At 72.7% G+C, this 15,913-nt stretch carries 12 protein-coding genes, 2 tRNA genes and 1 pseudogene; 4 read left to right on the top strand and 11 right to left on the bottom strand.

The genetic code is table 11. The annotated features are described in order from the left end of the window. Window positions 1-107: 107 nt before the first annotated feature. Window positions 108-479: pseudogene (locus BT364_RS43405) on the top strand (endonuclease/exonuclease/phosphatase family protein); the annotation flags it as partial. Here BT364_RS43405 and BT364_RS40420 read toward each other — a convergent pair. From BT364_RS40420 to BT364_RS29275, 5 genes are all read right to left on the bottom strand, one after another. Next, entirely contained in the window at window positions 428-916 is a 489-nt protein-coding gene (locus tag BT364_RS40420) for a hypothetical protein (RefSeq protein ID WP_107408332.1), read from the bottom strand. The pseudogene BT364_RS43405 and the gene BT364_RS40420 overlap by 52 nt on opposite strands. Next, window positions 909-1,649, bottom strand: coding sequence for a response regulator transcription factor (locus tag BT364_RS29290; RefSeq protein ID WP_072488247.1), 741 nt, complete (start codon window positions 1,647-1,649; stop codon window positions 909-911). Before BT364_RS29290 ends, BT364_RS40420 begins: the two co-directional genes overlap by 8 nt. Before the next feature lie 83 nt (window positions 1,650-1,732). After that, window positions 1,733-2,611, bottom strand: coding sequence for an amidohydrolase family protein (locus BT364_RS29285; RefSeq protein WP_072488246.1), 879 nt, complete (start codon window positions 2,609-2,611; stop codon window positions 1,733-1,735). Window positions 2,612-2,649: 38 nt separating this feature from the next. Next, window positions 2,650-3,534, bottom strand: a complete 885-nt coding sequence (locus BT364_RS29280; RefSeq protein WP_371268661.1) for a DUF2797 domain-containing protein — start codon at window positions 3,532-3,534, stop codon at window positions 2,650-2,652. 81 nt (window positions 3,535-3,615) lie between these two features. Beyond that, window positions 3,616-3,688: transfer RNA gene (locus tag BT364_RS29275), tRNA-Arg, on the bottom strand. Window positions 3,689-4,304: 616 nt separating this feature from the next. On the opposite strand from BT364_RS29275, the gene BT364_RS29270 reads away from it, so the two are divergent. Next, the gene (locus BT364_RS29270; protein ID WP_072488245.1) at window positions 4,305-5,702 is read left to right on the top strand and encodes a DUF7507 domain-containing protein; all 1,398 of its coding nucleotides are present in this window, start codon (window positions 4,305-4,307) and stop codon (window positions 5,700-5,702) included. A gap of 87 nt (window positions 5,703-5,789) precedes the next feature. Here the strand turns inward: BT364_RS29270 and BT364_RS29265 are convergent. Next, window positions 5,790-5,880 (bottom strand) — tRNA-Ser (locus tag BT364_RS29265). A gap of 228 nt (window positions 5,881-6,108) precedes the next feature. Between BT364_RS29265 and BT364_RS29260 the strand changes: the two genes are divergently transcribed. Then, window positions 6,109-6,564: an SSI family serine proteinase inhibitor gene (locus BT364_RS29260; protein WP_072488244.1), complete on the top strand. Its 456-nt coding sequence runs from the start codon at window positions 6,109-6,111 to the stop codon at window positions 6,562-6,564. 180 nt (window positions 6,565-6,744) lie between these two features. Beyond that, window positions 6,745-10,599 carry a PAS domain-containing protein gene (locus BT364_RS29255; RefSeq protein ID WP_072488243.1) on the top strand — a complete coding sequence of 1,285 codons (3,855 nt, stop codon included), beginning with the start codon at window positions 6,745-6,747 and terminating at the stop codon, window positions 10,597-10,599. A gap of 69 nt (window positions 10,600-10,668) precedes the next feature. Here the strand turns inward: BT364_RS29255 and BT364_RS29250 are convergent, their stop codons facing one another. The 5 genes from BT364_RS29250 to BT364_RS29230 form a co-directional block, all read right to left on the bottom strand. Then, window positions 10,669-12,318: a long-chain fatty acid--CoA ligase gene (locus BT364_RS29250; protein WP_072488242.1), complete on the bottom strand. Its 1,650-nt coding sequence runs from the start codon at window positions 12,316-12,318 to the stop codon at window positions 10,669-10,671. Between the two features lie 144 nt (window positions 12,319-12,462). Next, the gene (locus tag BT364_RS42335; RefSeq protein ID WP_072488241.1) at window positions 12,463-13,134 is read right to left on the bottom strand and encodes a SigE family RNA polymerase sigma factor; all 672 of its coding nucleotides are present in this window, start codon (window positions 13,132-13,134) and stop codon (window positions 12,463-12,465) included. A 182-nt stretch (window positions 13,135-13,316) separates the two neighbouring features. Further along, window positions 13,317-14,483, bottom strand: a complete 1,167-nt coding sequence (locus BT364_RS29240) for a lipid-transfer protein (protein WP_072488240.1) — start codon at window positions 14,481-14,483, stop codon at window positions 13,317-13,319. Next, on the bottom strand, window positions 14,480-14,881 hold the full coding sequence (locus BT364_RS29235; RefSeq protein WP_072488239.1) for a MaoC family dehydratase: 402 nt from the start codon (window positions 14,879-14,881) through the stop codon (window positions 14,480-14,482). The genes BT364_RS29240 and BT364_RS29235 overlap by 4 nt, the downstream gene beginning before the upstream one ends. Next, window positions 14,878-15,912, bottom strand: coding sequence for an acyl-CoA dehydrogenase family protein (locus BT364_RS29230; protein WP_072488238.1), 1,035 nt, complete (start codon window positions 15,910-15,912; stop codon window positions 14,878-14,880). The genes BT364_RS29235 and BT364_RS29230 overlap by 4 nt, the downstream gene beginning before the upstream one ends. Window position 15,913: the final 1 nt, after the last annotated feature.

The raw sequence follows: 15,913 nt of genomic DNA, 5'->3' as shown, positions 1-15,913 counted from the left end.
GTAGCAGGCGTTGTACACCGTAAAGCAGATCCTGTACGGCGTACAACGCATTTCCGCTTTCCGCGCGGTACGGTGCTCGCCGCTGATCCGACAAGGGCTGGAGTGGTATGTCACTGCGTCGTCGTACGGTGGAAGCGCTCGTCGCGGCAGGGCTGTTGGGAACGGCGCTCGCGCCTCCCGCAGCGGCCGCCGGGGAGGGGCAGGGGCGCGCGGTTCCGCTGCGCGTGGCCACGTACAACATCCATGCGGGCGCGGGCATGGACAATGTCTTCGATCTCGACCGGCAGACCGCCGAGCTCCGCTCGCTGGACGCCGATGTGATCGGGCTCCAGGAGGTCGACGTCCACTGGGGCACCCGCAGCGAGTGGCGCAATCTGGCGAGCGAGCTGGCCCAGCGGCTGGACATGCGGGTGTCGTTCGCTCCGGTCTACAGCCTCGACCCGGAGACGCCGGGGGCGCCGCGACGGGAGTTCGGGGTGCGCGGGTCCTCCCCGGCGGAGAGGCCGGCCGCCTCCAGCGCCCTGCCCTGGGCCGCGGTCATCGGCTGCCCGGCGTCCTCGGCCCCGGGCCCTGGGGTGGTGGTCTCCACGACGACGCGCGACGAAGTGACCGCGCCGTCCGCCACCACGGCGCCGAAGGCGCCGACGGGCAGCCCGCGCGCGTCCACGAAGGCCAGCGGGTCGAGACTCTGCGGCACACCGCCGCCGGGCATCGTTCCCCCGCCGGGCGGCTTCGCGGCCCGTACGGCGATGGCGTCCAGCTGGTCGTCGAGCTTGCCGTACATGTAGCTGTGGAAGGCGATGGTGGTGACCGTCCCGATGACCGCGGCGACGACGGCGATCAGCGTGACCGCCGAGACCACCAGCCGGGTCCGCAGCGTCCACGGCCCCCGCCACCGGCGGGGGCGGCTACTCACCTGGCTTGATGAGGTATCCCGCCCCGCGCCGGGTGTGGATCATCGATGACCGTCCCGCGTCGATCTTCTTGCGCAGGTACGAGATGTACAGCTCGACGACGTTCGCCTGCCCGCCGAAGTCGTAGTTCCAGACCCGGTCGAGGATCTGCGCCTTGCTCAGCACCCGCCGCGGATTGCGCATCAGGAAGCGCAGCAGCTCGAACTCGGTCGCGGTGAGATGGATGGACGTCCCGCCCCGGCTCACCTCGTGGCTGTCCTCGTCGAGGACCAGATCGCCGACGACGAGCGTCGACTCGCTGCGCACGGCCGCCGTGCCGGACCGCCTGATCAGCCCGCGCAGCCGCGCCACGACCTCCTCCAGGCTGAACGGCTTGGTCACGTAGTCGTCGCCGCCCGCCGTGAGACCGGCGATCCGGTCCTCCACCGCGTCGCGCGCGGTCAGGAAGAGGACGGGGACCTCGGAGAGCTCCCGCCGCAGTCTGCCGAGCACGGCGAACCCGTCCGTGTCGGGCAGCATCACGTCGAGGATCACCGCGTCGGGCCGGAAGTCGCGCGCCATCCTTACGGCCCCGGCACCGTCCCCGGCGCTGCGCACCTCCCAGCCCTCGTAACGCAGCGCCATGGACAGCAGCTCGGTGAGCGGGGCCTCGTCGTCCACCACCAGCACACGGACGGGGGTGCGGTCCGCCCTCAGCAGTTCGGTACGCCCCTGGGGCGAGGTCGTCGTCGTCATGCCCCAACCCTGTGAGGCTCCCCTGAAAGCGTCCTTACCCGAATCTGTGAATTCCCTGAGAAAGCAGCACCGCCGACGGACCGTCAGCCGGCGTCGAACAAGGCGCTCGCGTTCCCGTAACAGACCGCCCGCAGCCAGTCGTCCCCCAGCTCCAGCCGTTCCAGCGCGTGCAGTTGGTGCGCGTACGGATACGGGATGTTCGGGAAGTCCGTGCCCAGCAGGATCCTGTCCCCGAGCGCGGCGAGCCGCCCCCGCTCGGCCGGCGTGAACGGGGCGAAGTCCTCCGTGAAGTCCGTGAACGCCATCGTCGTGTCGAGCCGCACCCGGGGGTACGTCTCCGCCAGCGCCAGGAACTCCGCGTACTCCGGCGTCCCCATGTGCGCCACGATCAACGGCAGCCGAGGATGCCGGGCGAGCAGCCGGCCGACCGGCTCAGGTCCGGTGTACTTGCCGGGCGCCGGCCCCGAACCGCAGTGCATCACCACCGGAATCCCGGCCTCCGCGAGCAGCCCCCAGACCGGCTCCAGGAGCGGGTCGTTGGCGTCGTACGCACCGACCTGGAGGTGCGACTTGAAGACCCGCGCCCCCGCCTCGACGGCCTCGCGCACATACCCCGCCACGCCCTCCTCCGGGAAGAAGGTCGCGGTGTGCAGACAGTCGGGCACCCGGCGCGCGAAATCGGCAGCCCATCCGTTCAGCCAGGCGGCCATCCCCGCCTTGTGCGGGTAGAGCATCGAGGTGAACCGGAGCACGCCGAACGAACGCAGCAGCGCGAGCCGTTCGTCCTCGTCGTGGCGGTACTCGATCGGCCACTCCATCCCGGTCAGCGGCCCCGCCGAGTCGAAGTACCCCCAGACCTTGGCCAGCACCCGCTCCGGCATGAAGTGCGTATGGACATCGATGATCCCGGGCAGCCCCAGCCGCTCCCAAAACCGCACGACGTCGTCGGCGTCACCACTCATCCCGTGCCCCTCTCACCGTCCGGACGGATCCGACGATCTCAGAACAGCCCGCCCTGCACGCCACCGCCCCCGATGTCGGCCACCGGCACCCCCACCCCGGCCCGCGTGTCCGCCGCCACCAGCTCCCACCCCGTCATCAGCCGGGTGTCCAGCACCACGACCCCGTCCGCCGTCGCCAGATGCAGATCCGGCCCGGCCGCCGCCACCAGCCGCCCCGCGACCGCGCCCCCGGCCACCAGCTCGGTGACCGCCCACGCCACCTCGACCGCGCCGTCGAGCCCGAACAGCCCGGCGTGGTCGACCGCCTCGAACGGCAGCCGCTCCAGCGACCGGGGCCACCCGGCCCCCTTCAGCGCCACGGCCCGCCCGTAGACCTCCGCCACCTCGGCACCGCGCTCCGCCGCCCCCGGCAGCGCCCCGCGCACAGCCCGCTTCCTCGCGTACGGAATCCGGTCCGGCACCCCGAGCGCCGACCGCAGCAGTTCCTCGGTCCGCCGGCACGCCATCAACGGCCCCCGCCCCAGCCAGCTGAACACCACGGCCCCCTGCTCGCGCAGCCGTGCCGCCTCCCGCTCCTCGGCGGTGATCCCGGCCTTCACCATCCCCGGCCCGAACCAGGCCAGATACACGCGGTACGTCCTCGGGTCGTCGGCGATCGTGTCGGCGGCCACCGAATGCGCCCGGTCCAGCCGCGCACACTCCGGACACCGCGCCCCCGTGCTCCGCCCCGACACCACGACCCCGACCGGACACACGTTCCCGCGCGCCCCGACGCAGCGCCGCTCCCCCTCGGCCCGGAACCCGAACTCCGTCCCGTACGCCTGCGCACTCACCCGCACGGCCCCGCCCCGCCGCCAGCCCAGCACGGGCGGCCCCTGCGCGTCGGGCCACCGCAGCCCGGTGCACTGCCACGCCATGCCCATGGTCGAACCCCCGGATCTGATGCAGAGGGAGGGAACAGCAAGAGGCCCCCGGGATTTCTCCTGGGGGCCTCTTGCTTGCTGTGCACTCGGCAGGATTCGAACCTGCAACCTTCTGATCCGTAGTCAGATGCTCTATCCGTTAAGCTACGAGTGCTTGTGCTTCCCGGTTTTTTTCTTCCCGGTCGGCGTTGCGAGAACAACATTACATGACCTGCGCCGTAGCGCGAAATCCATTAGCCAAACCCGCCCCGACCTGCGGAAACACCATGATCGACGGTTGTGTGGGCGGGTCGCCGCGCCCCTGCGGCGCGGTCGGCGGACGGCTCGGGTCCGCATGCGGCCGAAGCCCCGCGCCGGCGGGCGAGGTCCCGGGGCGCGCGTCAGCGGCCCTCATCTCCACGGACGTTCACGCGGTCACCTCCGCAGCGCCGGGGGCGTCAACTCCGATGGTGACCGATTCACTCTGAGCAGGGGTGGGTGCGGGAGGCGCAGCGGAGACTTCCAGCCATGACGGGGTGGGCGGGAGAGAACCAGGAGGCGGGTGCGACGGGCGCGGCGCACCGGAGGTGGCGCGGGGCCCGTGCGGCGGGAGTCGTCCGGGGGCGGGTTTCGCAAACCTGCCGCGCGGGGTTGGCCGAACCGCCCGGTCCATCGCTTTACGCGATCACGCGAATGCATTGCGCTACTGGGTGTCCCGGCTCCGCCACGGCGCGCAGATGCGCGGCCGGACGGCGGTGCGTTCCAGCAGCGTCGACCTGAGGGGAAGAACCTTGTCCACACCTCCTGCTCCGCTCCGGGTTGCCCTGGCCAACGGCAGCTTCGAACAGCCCGCCGTCACCGATGTGGAGATCCTCCCGGACGCCTCACGGACGCAGGCGCCCAAGCGGGTCCCGGGCTGGCTCACGACCGCCTCCGACCACATGATCGAGCTGTGGCACTCGGGCTTCAACGGAGTACCGGCAGCCGAAGGCGCCCAGTTCGCCGAGCTCAACGCCAATCAGGTCTCCACGCTCTACCAGGACCTGCCCACCACACCCGGTACGAAGCTGTACTGGCGGCTGTACCACCGCGGCCGCCAGGGGGACGACACCATGGCGCTGGACATCGGCGCGCCGGGCTCCGCGGTGCAGCAGAGACGCTTCACCGACGGCAACACCGCCTGGGGTTACTACACCGGCACCTACACCGTCCCGGCAGGCCAGACGCTGACGCGATTCGCCTTCCGTTCCGTCTCCGCCGCGGGCGGCAACCAGAGCATCGGCAACTTCCTGGACGGGATCTTCTTCGGCACCGCCCCCTACGTGGTGCTCACCAAGACCGCCGCTCCCACGGGACCGCTGGAGGTGGGCGACGTCGTCACCTACCGCGTCAACGCCAGGAACGAGGGCGGCGGCGCGGCCGAGAACCTCGTCCTGACCGACGTCATCCCGCAGGGCACGACGTATCTGCCCGGTTCCCTGCGCATCGTCGACGGCCCGAACGCCGGTGCGAAGACCGACGCGCGGGATGACGACCAGGCGTACTACGACGCCGGGGCCGGCAAGGTCGTCTTCGGGCTCGGCGACATCACCACCGCCGGGGAAGGCGGCAGCCTGCCCAACACCGAGACCCTCCCGGCGGGAACCACGGCCGAGTACCGGGTCACCATCGACCGGGCCGCCGGCGGCAAGCAGATCAGGAACACCGCCACCGCCTCCTACGAGAACCGGCTCGGCGAGACCCCGGAGCCGCTGACGTCCACCTCCGACGAGCAGGTCACGCAGGTCAACCCGGCCGCCGACCTGAGCGTGGTCAAGGCAGCCGACGCGACCACCGTCACCGTCGGCCAGACCGTGACCTACCGCATCACCGTCCACAACGCCGGCCCGAACCCGGCCACCGGCGTCACCGTCACCGACCGGCTCCCGGACGGTCTCGCCTTCCTGTCCGCCGACGGCCCCGGAAGCTACGACCCGGCCACCGGACGGTGGACCGTGGGCGCCCTGGCCGACGGCGCCGGAGCCACCCTCGTACTGCGGGCCAAGGCCACCGAAGCCGGCCCGATCGACAACACCGCCGCCGCCACCGGCAACGAAAAGGATCCCGACACCGCCGACAACACCGACACCGTCACCATCTGCGTCGAGCCGGCGCCCTCCTGCTGCGACCCCTGCGCCGACCGGAAGTAGCCGGGGACCGGCCGCGGGTCACCGAAACGGCTCCGAAAACGACTCAGGGAGTTCAGCCGAGATGGGCTGAACTCCCTGGTCAGAGAGCGGAGGCGGAGGGATTTGAACCCTCGATGGGCTTTAAGACCCAAACCGCATTAGCAGTGCGGCGCCATAGACCGGACTAGGCGACGCCTCCCATACACACCTCGCGCGAGCGCGAGTGGTGCGTGCAGATGATGACACAGTCGAGCGGTGCGTCACCAATCGACGCCTACGGTACTAGGCAGGCGGGCACGAGAGCAAAGCGCCTGCGGTTGCGCAACGCCGTGGCGTGCGGAGCGTTAGTGATGACGGAGGCGCCGCCCTCCCGTCCTTCCGTCCTTTCCACCGGCACTCCGCCGAGTGCACGAGCACAGGAGCCCGCATGCTGCGCCGCCTCGCCCTCACCGCCGTCGCGTCCCTCGCCGCGCTGTCCGCCGCCGTGCCGGCCGCGACCGCGGCCACCGGCCCGCTTCCGCTGCCACTGCCACTTCCCGTGCTGCGGGACGGCGCCCGCACCCAGCTGACGATCACGGTCTCGGGCCCGGAGAACTCCGAGGCCGAGGGCACCTTCGAGCTGCGGTGCGGACCGGCGGGCGGCAGTCACCCGGTGGCGGGGCAGGCCTGCGGCCGGCTGGACGAGCTGGCGGGCGAGGGCGCGGACCCGTTCTCCCCGGTGCCCGGGGACGCGCTGTGCACCCGGCAGTTCGGGGGCCCGGCCACCGCGCGGGTCACCGGGACCTGGCAGGGACGGCGCGTCGACACGGTCTTCAGCCGGACCGACGGCTGCGAGATCTCCCGCTGGAACAACCTGCGTCCGGCGCTCCCGAACGTCGGCTGACCCGGCCGGCCCGGACGGAGTCGTACACCGTATGCACAGAACCTTGGTGAGAGCTCCCCCTCATCCGCAGCCCCTTGTCCCTTCGCTGCCTTTAGACTCCTCCAGTGACAGCCCGCGGTCCGAGGGGCAAGATGGGGCCCGCTGTCGGCAAGGTGCGGTAATCAGGGAGGAAGCGTCGTCGTGAGCAGCAGGCCATCCCGGGGCGCTGCTCGCCTCGCAGCCATACTCGATGCACTCCCCGACGGGCTGCTGCTCGTCAACTGCAACGGCACGGTCGTCAACGCCAACACCATCGCGCTCGAAATGTTCGAGACGCCGGGAACCGCGCTCGTCGGGCGCGGGCTTCTCGACCTGCTGCCCGAGTTCGACTCCAAGCTGATCCCGGGGTCGATGCGCCGCCCCGAGACCGCCGACGACCGCGGCCGCACGAAGCCGACCCGGATGACCGCGCGGCGGACCGACGGCACCGAGTACCCCGTCGAGGTCACCAGCGCCAGCCTGGAGGACGGGCAGGCCGCGTACAACGACTTCCAGAGCACCTACAGCGGCAGCTACACGGGCGACGAGCTGCTGATGCTCGTCGTACGGGACCTGTCGGGCACCGTGGACACCGAGGCCGAACTGGCCCGTTCGCAGCGGCAGACCGAAATGATCCTGCGGGCCGCGGCCGAGGGCGTGGTCGGTACGGACACCGACGGCCGGGTCGTGCTGGTCAACCCCGCCGCCGCGCAGATCCTCGGCTTCCGCGCCAGCGATCTGGGCGGCCAGGAGCTGCATCCGCTGATCCTGCACTCGCGGGCGGAGGGCGAGCCGTTCCCGTACGAGGAGTCTCCGCTCGCCGACACCCTCAGGTCCGGGCGCAAGCACCGGGTGCGCGGCCAGGTCCTGTGGTCCAAGAGCGGCGCGCAGGTGCCGGTCGATCTGACCACCGCACCGGTCCGGGACGGCGACCAACTGGTCGGCGCCGTCATGACGTTCACCGACCGCAGGCCGTACGAGGAGCTCGGTGCGCAGCACCGGGCCGAGGTCGCCGAACTGACCGGGAGCCACACCGCCGAGCTCGCCGAACTGACGGAACGGCACAGCACGGAGCTGGCCGACCGGACCGAGCGGTACGCGGCCGAGCTGGAGGCTCAGGCCGACCTGCTGGCGGCGCTGACCGCCCGGCACACCCAGCTCACCGCCGTGCTCGGCGAATCGCTGCGCGGCCCGCTGGAGGAGCTGCGCGGCGAACTCTCCACGCTCGCCGCCGACCCGGCCGGGCAGCTGTGGCCCGAGGCGAACCAGATCCTGCACCACCTGGCCGCGGGCTACGCCCGGATGACCACCCTCGTCGACAACGTGCTCGGCTACCAGCGCCTGGACGCCGGCTCCGAGAAGCTGGTCAAGGCGAACGTGCTGCTGGACTCGGTCGTGACGGCCGGTATCGACGCTGCCGTCGAGCTGATCGGTCCCGGGCGCGCCCAGTTCGCCGTGCACGCGCCGCCGATCGAGGCCGAGGTGGACGCGGCCCGGCTGGTGACCGCGCTCGCCCACCTGGTCGCGGACGTCGCCGGGGTCGACTCGACCGGCAAGGCCCGGGTGGCACCCGGCGGCGGGTACGTCGACTCCACGGTCGTCGTCGCGGCGGCGCAGCGCGGTGAGGTCGTACGGATCGAGGTGCGCGGGCCGTTCGCCGGGGGAGACCCGGTGCACGAGCCGATCGTGCGCGGGATCGTGCGGGCGCACGGCGGCGTGCTCCAGACGCACGAGGTGCCGGGGATGAGCGGCAGCGCGTATGTGCTCGAAGTGCCGTTGGGCGCGGGCTCGGGCACGGTGACGGCGCCCTCGTCCGAGCCGGAGCCGGAGGCCGGTGCGCAGCCCGCTCCCGGGCCCGGGGTGGCGGGGCAGCAGCCGGGCGGCGGGCGGCGGCGGGCTCGCCGGGCGTCCACGGACGCGTTCCTGGAGAGCCCGGTGGGCGGTTCCGGGGCCGGTGACGGGTCCGGTGACACGGCGGCGGGCGAGCCGACGGGGCGGCGGCGGGCGCGTCGTGAGCCCGGTGCGCAGGACGAGCGTGCGGTGCCGGGGGCGCAGGACACGCAGGGTGGCGGTTCGGGGCGCAGGCGGGGGCGGCCGAGTCCGGCGGAGGCCGGGGTTCAGCTGCCCGAGCAGGCACAGGGGCGGGGCGCCGGGCAGGCCCTGGCGCTGCCCGCGGCCGCGGCGCCGTCCGAGGGGGCCGTGGTGACGGCGGCCGAGGGCGCGCAGGGCGGCGGTGGCCGGCCGCAGCTCGGCCAGACCGTGCCGCCGCAGGGCGTTCCGGCCGAGGGGCCGATGCCGGTCCCGGTGCCTGCGGGCGGACACCGCGCACGTCAGGGCGCCGAGAACCAGCTGGCCCTGCCCGCTCCCTCGGCCGCCCCCGCCGGCTCCGAGGGGGGCCCGCAGCCCGGTGACGGCTCCGGACCCGCACAGGCGGCTCAGCCGACCGGGCGGCGGGCCCGGCGGGCGCTGGCGGCCACGCAGGAGCGGACCGCCCAGGCCGAGCCCGCGGGGCCCCGTACCGCCTTCGCCCTCCCGCCCGCGGAGGCCGACCGGTCCCCGGCCCCGGCTCCCGAGGCGGCGGCCGACGCGGACGCCTCGCTGCCGGGCCGCCATGACGCCGTACGCATCGCGCCCGGCGAGGACCACACACCGCCCCAGGCGCATCCCGTACCGACCGGCCGTCGCCGGGCCCGGCACTCCGAGGCTCCCGAGCAGCCCGGTGGGCCCGAGGCGCCCGCCGTCCCGCCCGAGCGGGCCGAGGAGCCGCCCGGCGAGGGTGCGGACCGGCCCGCGGCCGGACCGACGACGCACACCACCGGCACCACGGCGGTCCCGGGCTCCCCGGAGAGCGCGGAGGGCCACCCGCAGAGCGTCTCGCCCGTGGCGGACGCGCGTAGGCAGCCGCTGCCCGCGGAGGCGCCGATGCCCGGCGATTCGTCGGACTCGACGCAGGGGCGCGCGTTCAGCGTGCGGACGCTCGGGCAGGGTGTGCCCTTCGCCCAGCAACTCGCGCACCAGCAGAACCAGACGCTCGGCGGTGCCGGGCGGCGCCGCAAGCTCGCCGCGCCGCCGGAGGGCGAGCGCACCTCTCAGGCCACGCCGTCCCCGGCCGGTCCGGCACAGATCCCGGGCCAGGGTCCGGGGCAGCTGCGTTCCGCGCCGGAGGCCGAGGGGCGCTCGTACGCGATAGGGGCGCCCGACGAGGGTGCCGAGGGGCCGGAGCCGCTGGACGGTCCGGGTGGCGCGGTCGAGGTCGCCAACCGTCCGTCGCCGCAGCCGGTCGACGACGAGCTGCCTCCGGAGCCGCTGGACAACCCGCGCCGGCTGCTCGTCTGGCCCGCGCCCGATGTCTCCACCCAGCAGGCGCTGAGCGACCGCGGCTACCGACCGGTGATCGTGCACTCGCGCGAGGAGGTCGCCGCCCAGATCGCGGCGTTCCCCGCCGCGCTCTTCGTCGATCCGCTGACCGGCCCGATCACCCGCAAGGCCCTGCAGTCGCTGCGGCAGGCAGCGGTGGCGGCCGAGGTCCCGGTGCTGGTGACGGCCGGGCTCGGGCAGGCCTCGCGGGAGGCGGCGTACGGCGCCGACCCCGCCGTGCTCCTCAAGGCGCTCGCCCCGCGCGACAGCGAACAGCATCCGCCCCGGGTGCTGTTGATCGAGGAGCACGAGGAGATCGCGCTGGCGCTGACGGAGACCCTGGAACGCCGCGGCATGCAGGTGGCGCGGGCCTCCACCGACAGCGAGGCGGTGTCGCTCGCCACCCGGCTGCGGCCCAATCTGGTGGTGATGGACCTGATGCAGGTACGCCGCCGCCGGGCCGGGATCGTCGACTGGCTGCGTGCGAACGGTCAGTTGAACCGGACCCCGCTGGTCGTCTACACCTCCGCCGACATGACCGGGTCGGAGCTGCCGAAGCTCAGCTCGGGCGAGACCGTGCTCTTCCTGGCCGAGCGGTCCACGAGCGAAGAGGTCCAGTCGCGCATCGTCGATCTGCTCGCGAAGATCGGTACGAACTGAGACGCGGGACACGACGAGGGCGGTACGGGACGACGCCCGTACCGCCCTCTCGTTTCCACAAGCCTCGGTTCAGAGTTGGGTGATGTCCAGCTCGCCCTCCGCGTACTGCCTCCGGATCACCTTCTTGTCGAACTTGCCGACGCTGGTCTTCGGCACGGCCTCAATGACCGTCCAGCGCTCCGGCAGCTGCCACTTGGCGATGCCGGACGTGGCGAGGAAGTCCTTCAGCTCCTCGTAGGCGACGCTCGCACCGTCCTTGAGGACCACGGTCGCCAGCGGCCGCTCGCCCCACCTCTCGTCCGGGACGGCGACGACCGCCGCCTCGGCCACATCGGGGTGCGCCATCAGAGCGTTCTCCAGTCCGACGCTGGAGATCCACTCGCCGCCGGACTTGATGACGTCCTTGGACCGGTCGGTGAGCGTGAGGAAGCCGTCCTCGCTGATCACACCGACGTCACCGGTCTTCAGCCAGCCGTCCTCACTGAACTTGTCCTCGGGGTGCAGGGCCTCGCCGTCCGCACCCCCGTAGTAGGACCCGGCGATCCAGGGGCCGCGCACCTCCAGCTCACCGGCCGACTCGTTGTCCCACGGCAGGTGCTCGCCTCCGGGACCGACCAGCCGCGCCTCCACGCCGGCCGGGAAGCGGCCCTGGGTGACGCGGTAGGACCATTCCTCCTCCTCGGTCAGTCCGGCGGGCGGGTGGGCCATGGTGCCGAGCGGCGAGGTCTCCGTCATGCCCCAGGCGTGGCAGAGGCGGACGCCGAGCTTGTCGTACGCCGCCATGAGGGAGGGCGGACAGGCCGCGCCGCCGATGGTGACGCGGGCCATGGAGCTGAGGTCGCGCGGGTTGGCGGTGACCTCGGCGAGCAGTCCCTGCCAGATGGTGGGGACGGCGGCGGCGTGGGTCGGCCTCTCGCGCTCGATCATCTCGGCGAGCGGGGCGGGCTGCAGGAACCGGTCCGGCATGAGCATGTTGACGCCGGACATGAACGCCGCGTGCGGCAGCCCCCAGGCGTTCACATGGAACTGGGGGACGACCACGAGCGTGGTGTCGGTGTCGGTCAAGGCCATCGACTCGGCCATGTTGACCTGCATGGAGTGCAGGTAGATGGAGCGGTGGGAGTAGACGACGCCCTTGGGGTCGCTGGTGGTGCCGGAGGTGTAGCACATGACGGCTGCCTGGCGTTCGTCCAGTTCGGGCCAGTCGTAGTGGGTGGGGCGGCCGGCGATCAGCTGCTCGTACTCGTGCACCCGGGGCGCCGCCCCGTCGAGGAGCGAGAGGTCGCCCGGGCCGGTGACGATCACGTGCTCGACCGACGTCAGCCGGGGGAGGAGCGGTGCGAGCAGCGGCAGCAGGGAGCCGTTGACGATGAGGACCCGGTCGGCGGCGTGCCCGACGATCCAGGCCAGCTGCTCGGCCGGGAGCCGGAGATTGAGCGTGTGGAGGACCGCGCCCATCGAGGGGATCGCGAGATACGCCTCGACGTGCTCGGCGTTGTTCCACATGAGGGTGGCCACCCGCTGGTCGGCCTCGACACCGAGCTCCTCGCGGAGCGCGCCCGCGAGCTGCGTCGCCCGTCGGCCGATCTCGGCGAAGCTGCGCCGCTGCGGCTCGGGTTCACCGGTCCACGTCGTGACCTGCGACTTCCCGTGAATGGTCATCCCGTGCTTGAGGAGGCGGGTGACAGTCAGCGGTACGTCCTGCATGGTGCTCAGCACGGCGTCCTCCCGGTGGGCGCTACGCGGCAGTAAGGTTGGCCTGATTCTGCTCACATACCGTTCGGTATGTCACTAGTTCCGGGAGTACGAATCAGCGTCGGTCGGCAAAATCACGCCTGGTCGGCGCGGCGGCACCGCCGGAGGTCAACGCACCGGAGCGAGCTCCGGGTCCTCCCTGAGCTTGCCGAGCGCCCGCGACACCGCGCTCTTCACCGTGCCGACGGAGACCCCGAGCACCTCGGCCGTCTGGGCCTCGCTCAGGTCCTCGTAGTAACGCAGGACGACCATCGCCCGCTGGCGGTCCGGCAGCTTCAGCACGGCACGCCACATCGCGTCGTGCAGCGACTGCTGCTCGGCCGGGTCGGGGCCTGGGGTGGCCTCCTGCTCGGGCAGCTCGTCGCAGGCGAACTCGTCGACCTTGCGCTTGCGCCACTGCGAGGTACGGGTGTTCAGCAGGGCCCGGCGGACATAGCCGTCGAGCGCCCGGTGGTCCTCGATCCGCTCCCAGGCGACGTAGGTCTTGGTGAGCGCGGTCTGCAGCAGGTCCTCGGCATCGCTCGGGTTGGCGGTGAGCGAGCGCGCGGCGCGCAGCAGCACCGGCCCTCTCGCCCGGACGAAGGAGGAGAAGGACGGATACGGGTCGTACGGCGTCCGCGAGCCGTACGCGGGGCGTGCGCCGCGCGCTCCGTGCTGGCTGGGTGAGCCGTGCCCTGTGGTGTGCAGGGTGTGCGACATGTGTCCCGGGTGCGGCATGTGCGGCGCGTGTCCGGTGGCGGCGGCTCCCCCGGAGCTGCCCGTGCAGACTGGCGTGGTCATGGCTCCACGCTAGAAGCGGGCGCAGCTCCGGGGATCGGCCCCAGGTCCCGAAACCGCGTCCGCCTCAGGGTGTAGGGGTAGGGCCTGCTCCACCTCCTGTAGGTGGAGTCCTCGTCCGCGGGGCTCAGGGGCGCCCCCTGACGTCGTGCCCGGCCGGGGACGCCGCTCCCGGCCGGGCGCGCTCAGCCGTCCGTGCCGAGGATCAGGCCCGAGGTGGGGACGCCGGTGCCCGCCGTGACCAGGGTCCTGGCGGCCCCGGGCACCTGGTTCACCGACGAGCCCCGGATCTGCCGGACCGCCTCCGCGATGCCGTTCATCCCGTGCAGATACGCCTCCCCCAGCTGGCCCCCGTGGGTGTTCAGGGGCAGTGCGTCCGCCTCGACGAAGCCGGCCGCCTCGCCCGGCGCGCAGAAGCCGAACTCCTCCAGCTGCATCAGGACGAACGGGGTGAAGTGGTCGTAGAGGATCCCCACATCGATGTCGCAGGGGGTCAGGCCCGAGCTGCGCCAGAGCTGCCGGGCGACCACCCCCATCTCCGGCAGACCGGTCAGGTCGTCGCGGTAGAAGCTCGTCATCTGCTCCTGCGCCCGCCCGGCACCCTGCGCGGCGGCCACGATCACGGCGGGCGGCCGCCGCAGGTCCCGGGCCCGCTCGGCGCTCGTGACGACGATCGCCTGTCCGCCGTCGGTCTCCTGGCAGCAGTCGAGCAGCCGCAGGGGTTCGACGATCCACCGCGACGCCGCGTGATCGGCCAGCGTGATCGGCTTCCCGTAGAAGTACGCGGCGGGGTTCCGGGCGGCATGGCGCCGGTCGGTGACCGCGACATGGCCGAAGACGTCCGGCGTCAGCCCGTAGGCGTGCAGATAGCGCTGGGCGGCCATGGCGACCCAGGAGGCCGGGGTGAGCAGCCCGAAAGGCAGGTTCCAGCCGAGCGCCGTGCCTTCGGCGGTGGGCTCCCGCTGCTGCACGCCGGAGCCGAATCTGCGCCCGGAGCGCTCGTTGAACGCGCGGTAGCAGACCACGACGTCGGCCACCCCGGCCGCCACGGCCAGGGCCGCCTGCTGGACGGTGGCGCAGGCCGCTCCGCCGCCGTAATGGACGCGCGAGAAGAACGACAGCTCACCGATACCGGCGGCCTGGGCGACGGTGATCTCCGGGCTGGTGTCCATGGTGAAGGTGACCAGGCCGTCCACGTCGGCGGGGGTCAGCCCGGCGTCGTCGAGGGCGGCCCGCACCGCCTCGACGGCCAGCTTCAGTTCGCTGCGCCCGGAGTCCTTGGAGAACTCGGTCGCGCCGATCCCCACGACCGCCGCCCTGCCGCCGAGCGAATCGGCCCTGCGCACACTCATGCCGCCCCCTGCGAAACGCCCACGGTCACCGTGCCGGTGACATGCCGGCCGAGACCGTTGGACCCGACGACCTCCACCTCTGCCGTTCCGTCGTCCCCGACGGCGGTTACCGTGCCGCTCAGGACCATGGTGTCCCCGGGGTAGTTGGGCGCGCCCAGCCTGATGGCGACCCTGCGGAGCACGGCCGAGGGGCCGAGGCGGTCGGTGACGTACCTGCCGACCAGGCCGTTGGTCGTCAGGATGTTCATGAAGATGTCCGGGGAGCCCTTCTCCCGGGCGAGCTCCGCGTCATGGTGCACGTCCTGGTAGTCGCGGGAGGCGATCGCGCCCGCCACGATCAGGGTGCGGGTCACCTCGATCTCCAGCGGCGCCAGCTCGTCACCGGCCTTCGCCTTCACTCCGTGCCCTCCCTCACCAGCGACTCACCGAGTTCCTGAAGCACTTCGCCGCCGCAGCCCAGATAGGCGTCGAGCTGCCGCCCCCAGAGGAAGTGGCGGTGCACGGGGTGGTCGAGGTCCGCGCCGGTGCCGCCGTGCAGATGCTGTCCGGTGTGCACCACCCGCTTCCCCGCCTCCGACGCCCACCAGGCCGCGGTCAGCGACTGGGGCCCGTACGGCAGCCCCGCGTCATGGCGCCAGGCAGCCTCGTACGCGGTGACCCGGATCGCCTCGGTGTCCATATGGGCGTCGGCGGCGCGCAGCAGGACGCCCTGCTTGGTGGAGAGCGGGCGCCCGAACTGCTCGCGGGTGTTCGCGTGGGCGACGGCCCGGGCCAGTGAGCCGGCGCACACCCCGGCCTGGAGTCCGGCGAACGCCGTCCGGCCCGCGGCCAGCACCGCCTCGTACGCCCCGTCGCCGCCGAGCCGCTCCCCGGACGCCCCGTCCAGGACCAGCCGCGCCGCCGACCACGGCGCCGTGGTCTCCACCGGCTCGGTCAGCACACCGGGGTCAGCGGCCCGGACGATCCACAGGCGCCGCTCCCGGTCCGGGACGAGGACGAGGTCCGCGTCCCGCAGCCACGGCACGTACGGCACACCGCCGCTCAGCCGCCCGGCGTCGTCGGCCCGTATCCCGCCACGGGCCGGGAAGGCCCCGGTGGCGACGGCGGTGCCGTCCCTCAGTGGCGGCAGCAGTCGCTCCCGCTGTTCGCCCGTGCCGTGCCCGGCGACGGCCAGCAGCCCGTACACACAGCTCGCCGCGAACGGCACCTGCGCCGTCGTGCGCCCCTGTTCCTCCAGCAGGAGCACCAGGCCGAGCAGCCCGGTCTCCTCGACGGCCGCGGTCAGCCCGGCCGCGCAGAGCTCCTTCCACAGCTCGGTGTCCGTACCCGTGCCGGCCACGGCCAGCCGTTCGGGCGTCGACAGATCGCCGAAGATCCGCGCCGCGAGCCCCTGTGCCGCGGCCTGCTCCTCGGTGGGTGCGAAATCCATC

Source organism: Streptomyces atratus (assembly GCF_900119365.1).
Taxonomy (GTDB): domain Bacteria; phylum Actinomycetota; class Actinomycetes; order Streptomycetales; family Streptomycetaceae; genus Streptomyces; species Streptomyces atratus_B.
This window is presented reverse-complemented; position numbering and strand designations above follow the sequence as displayed.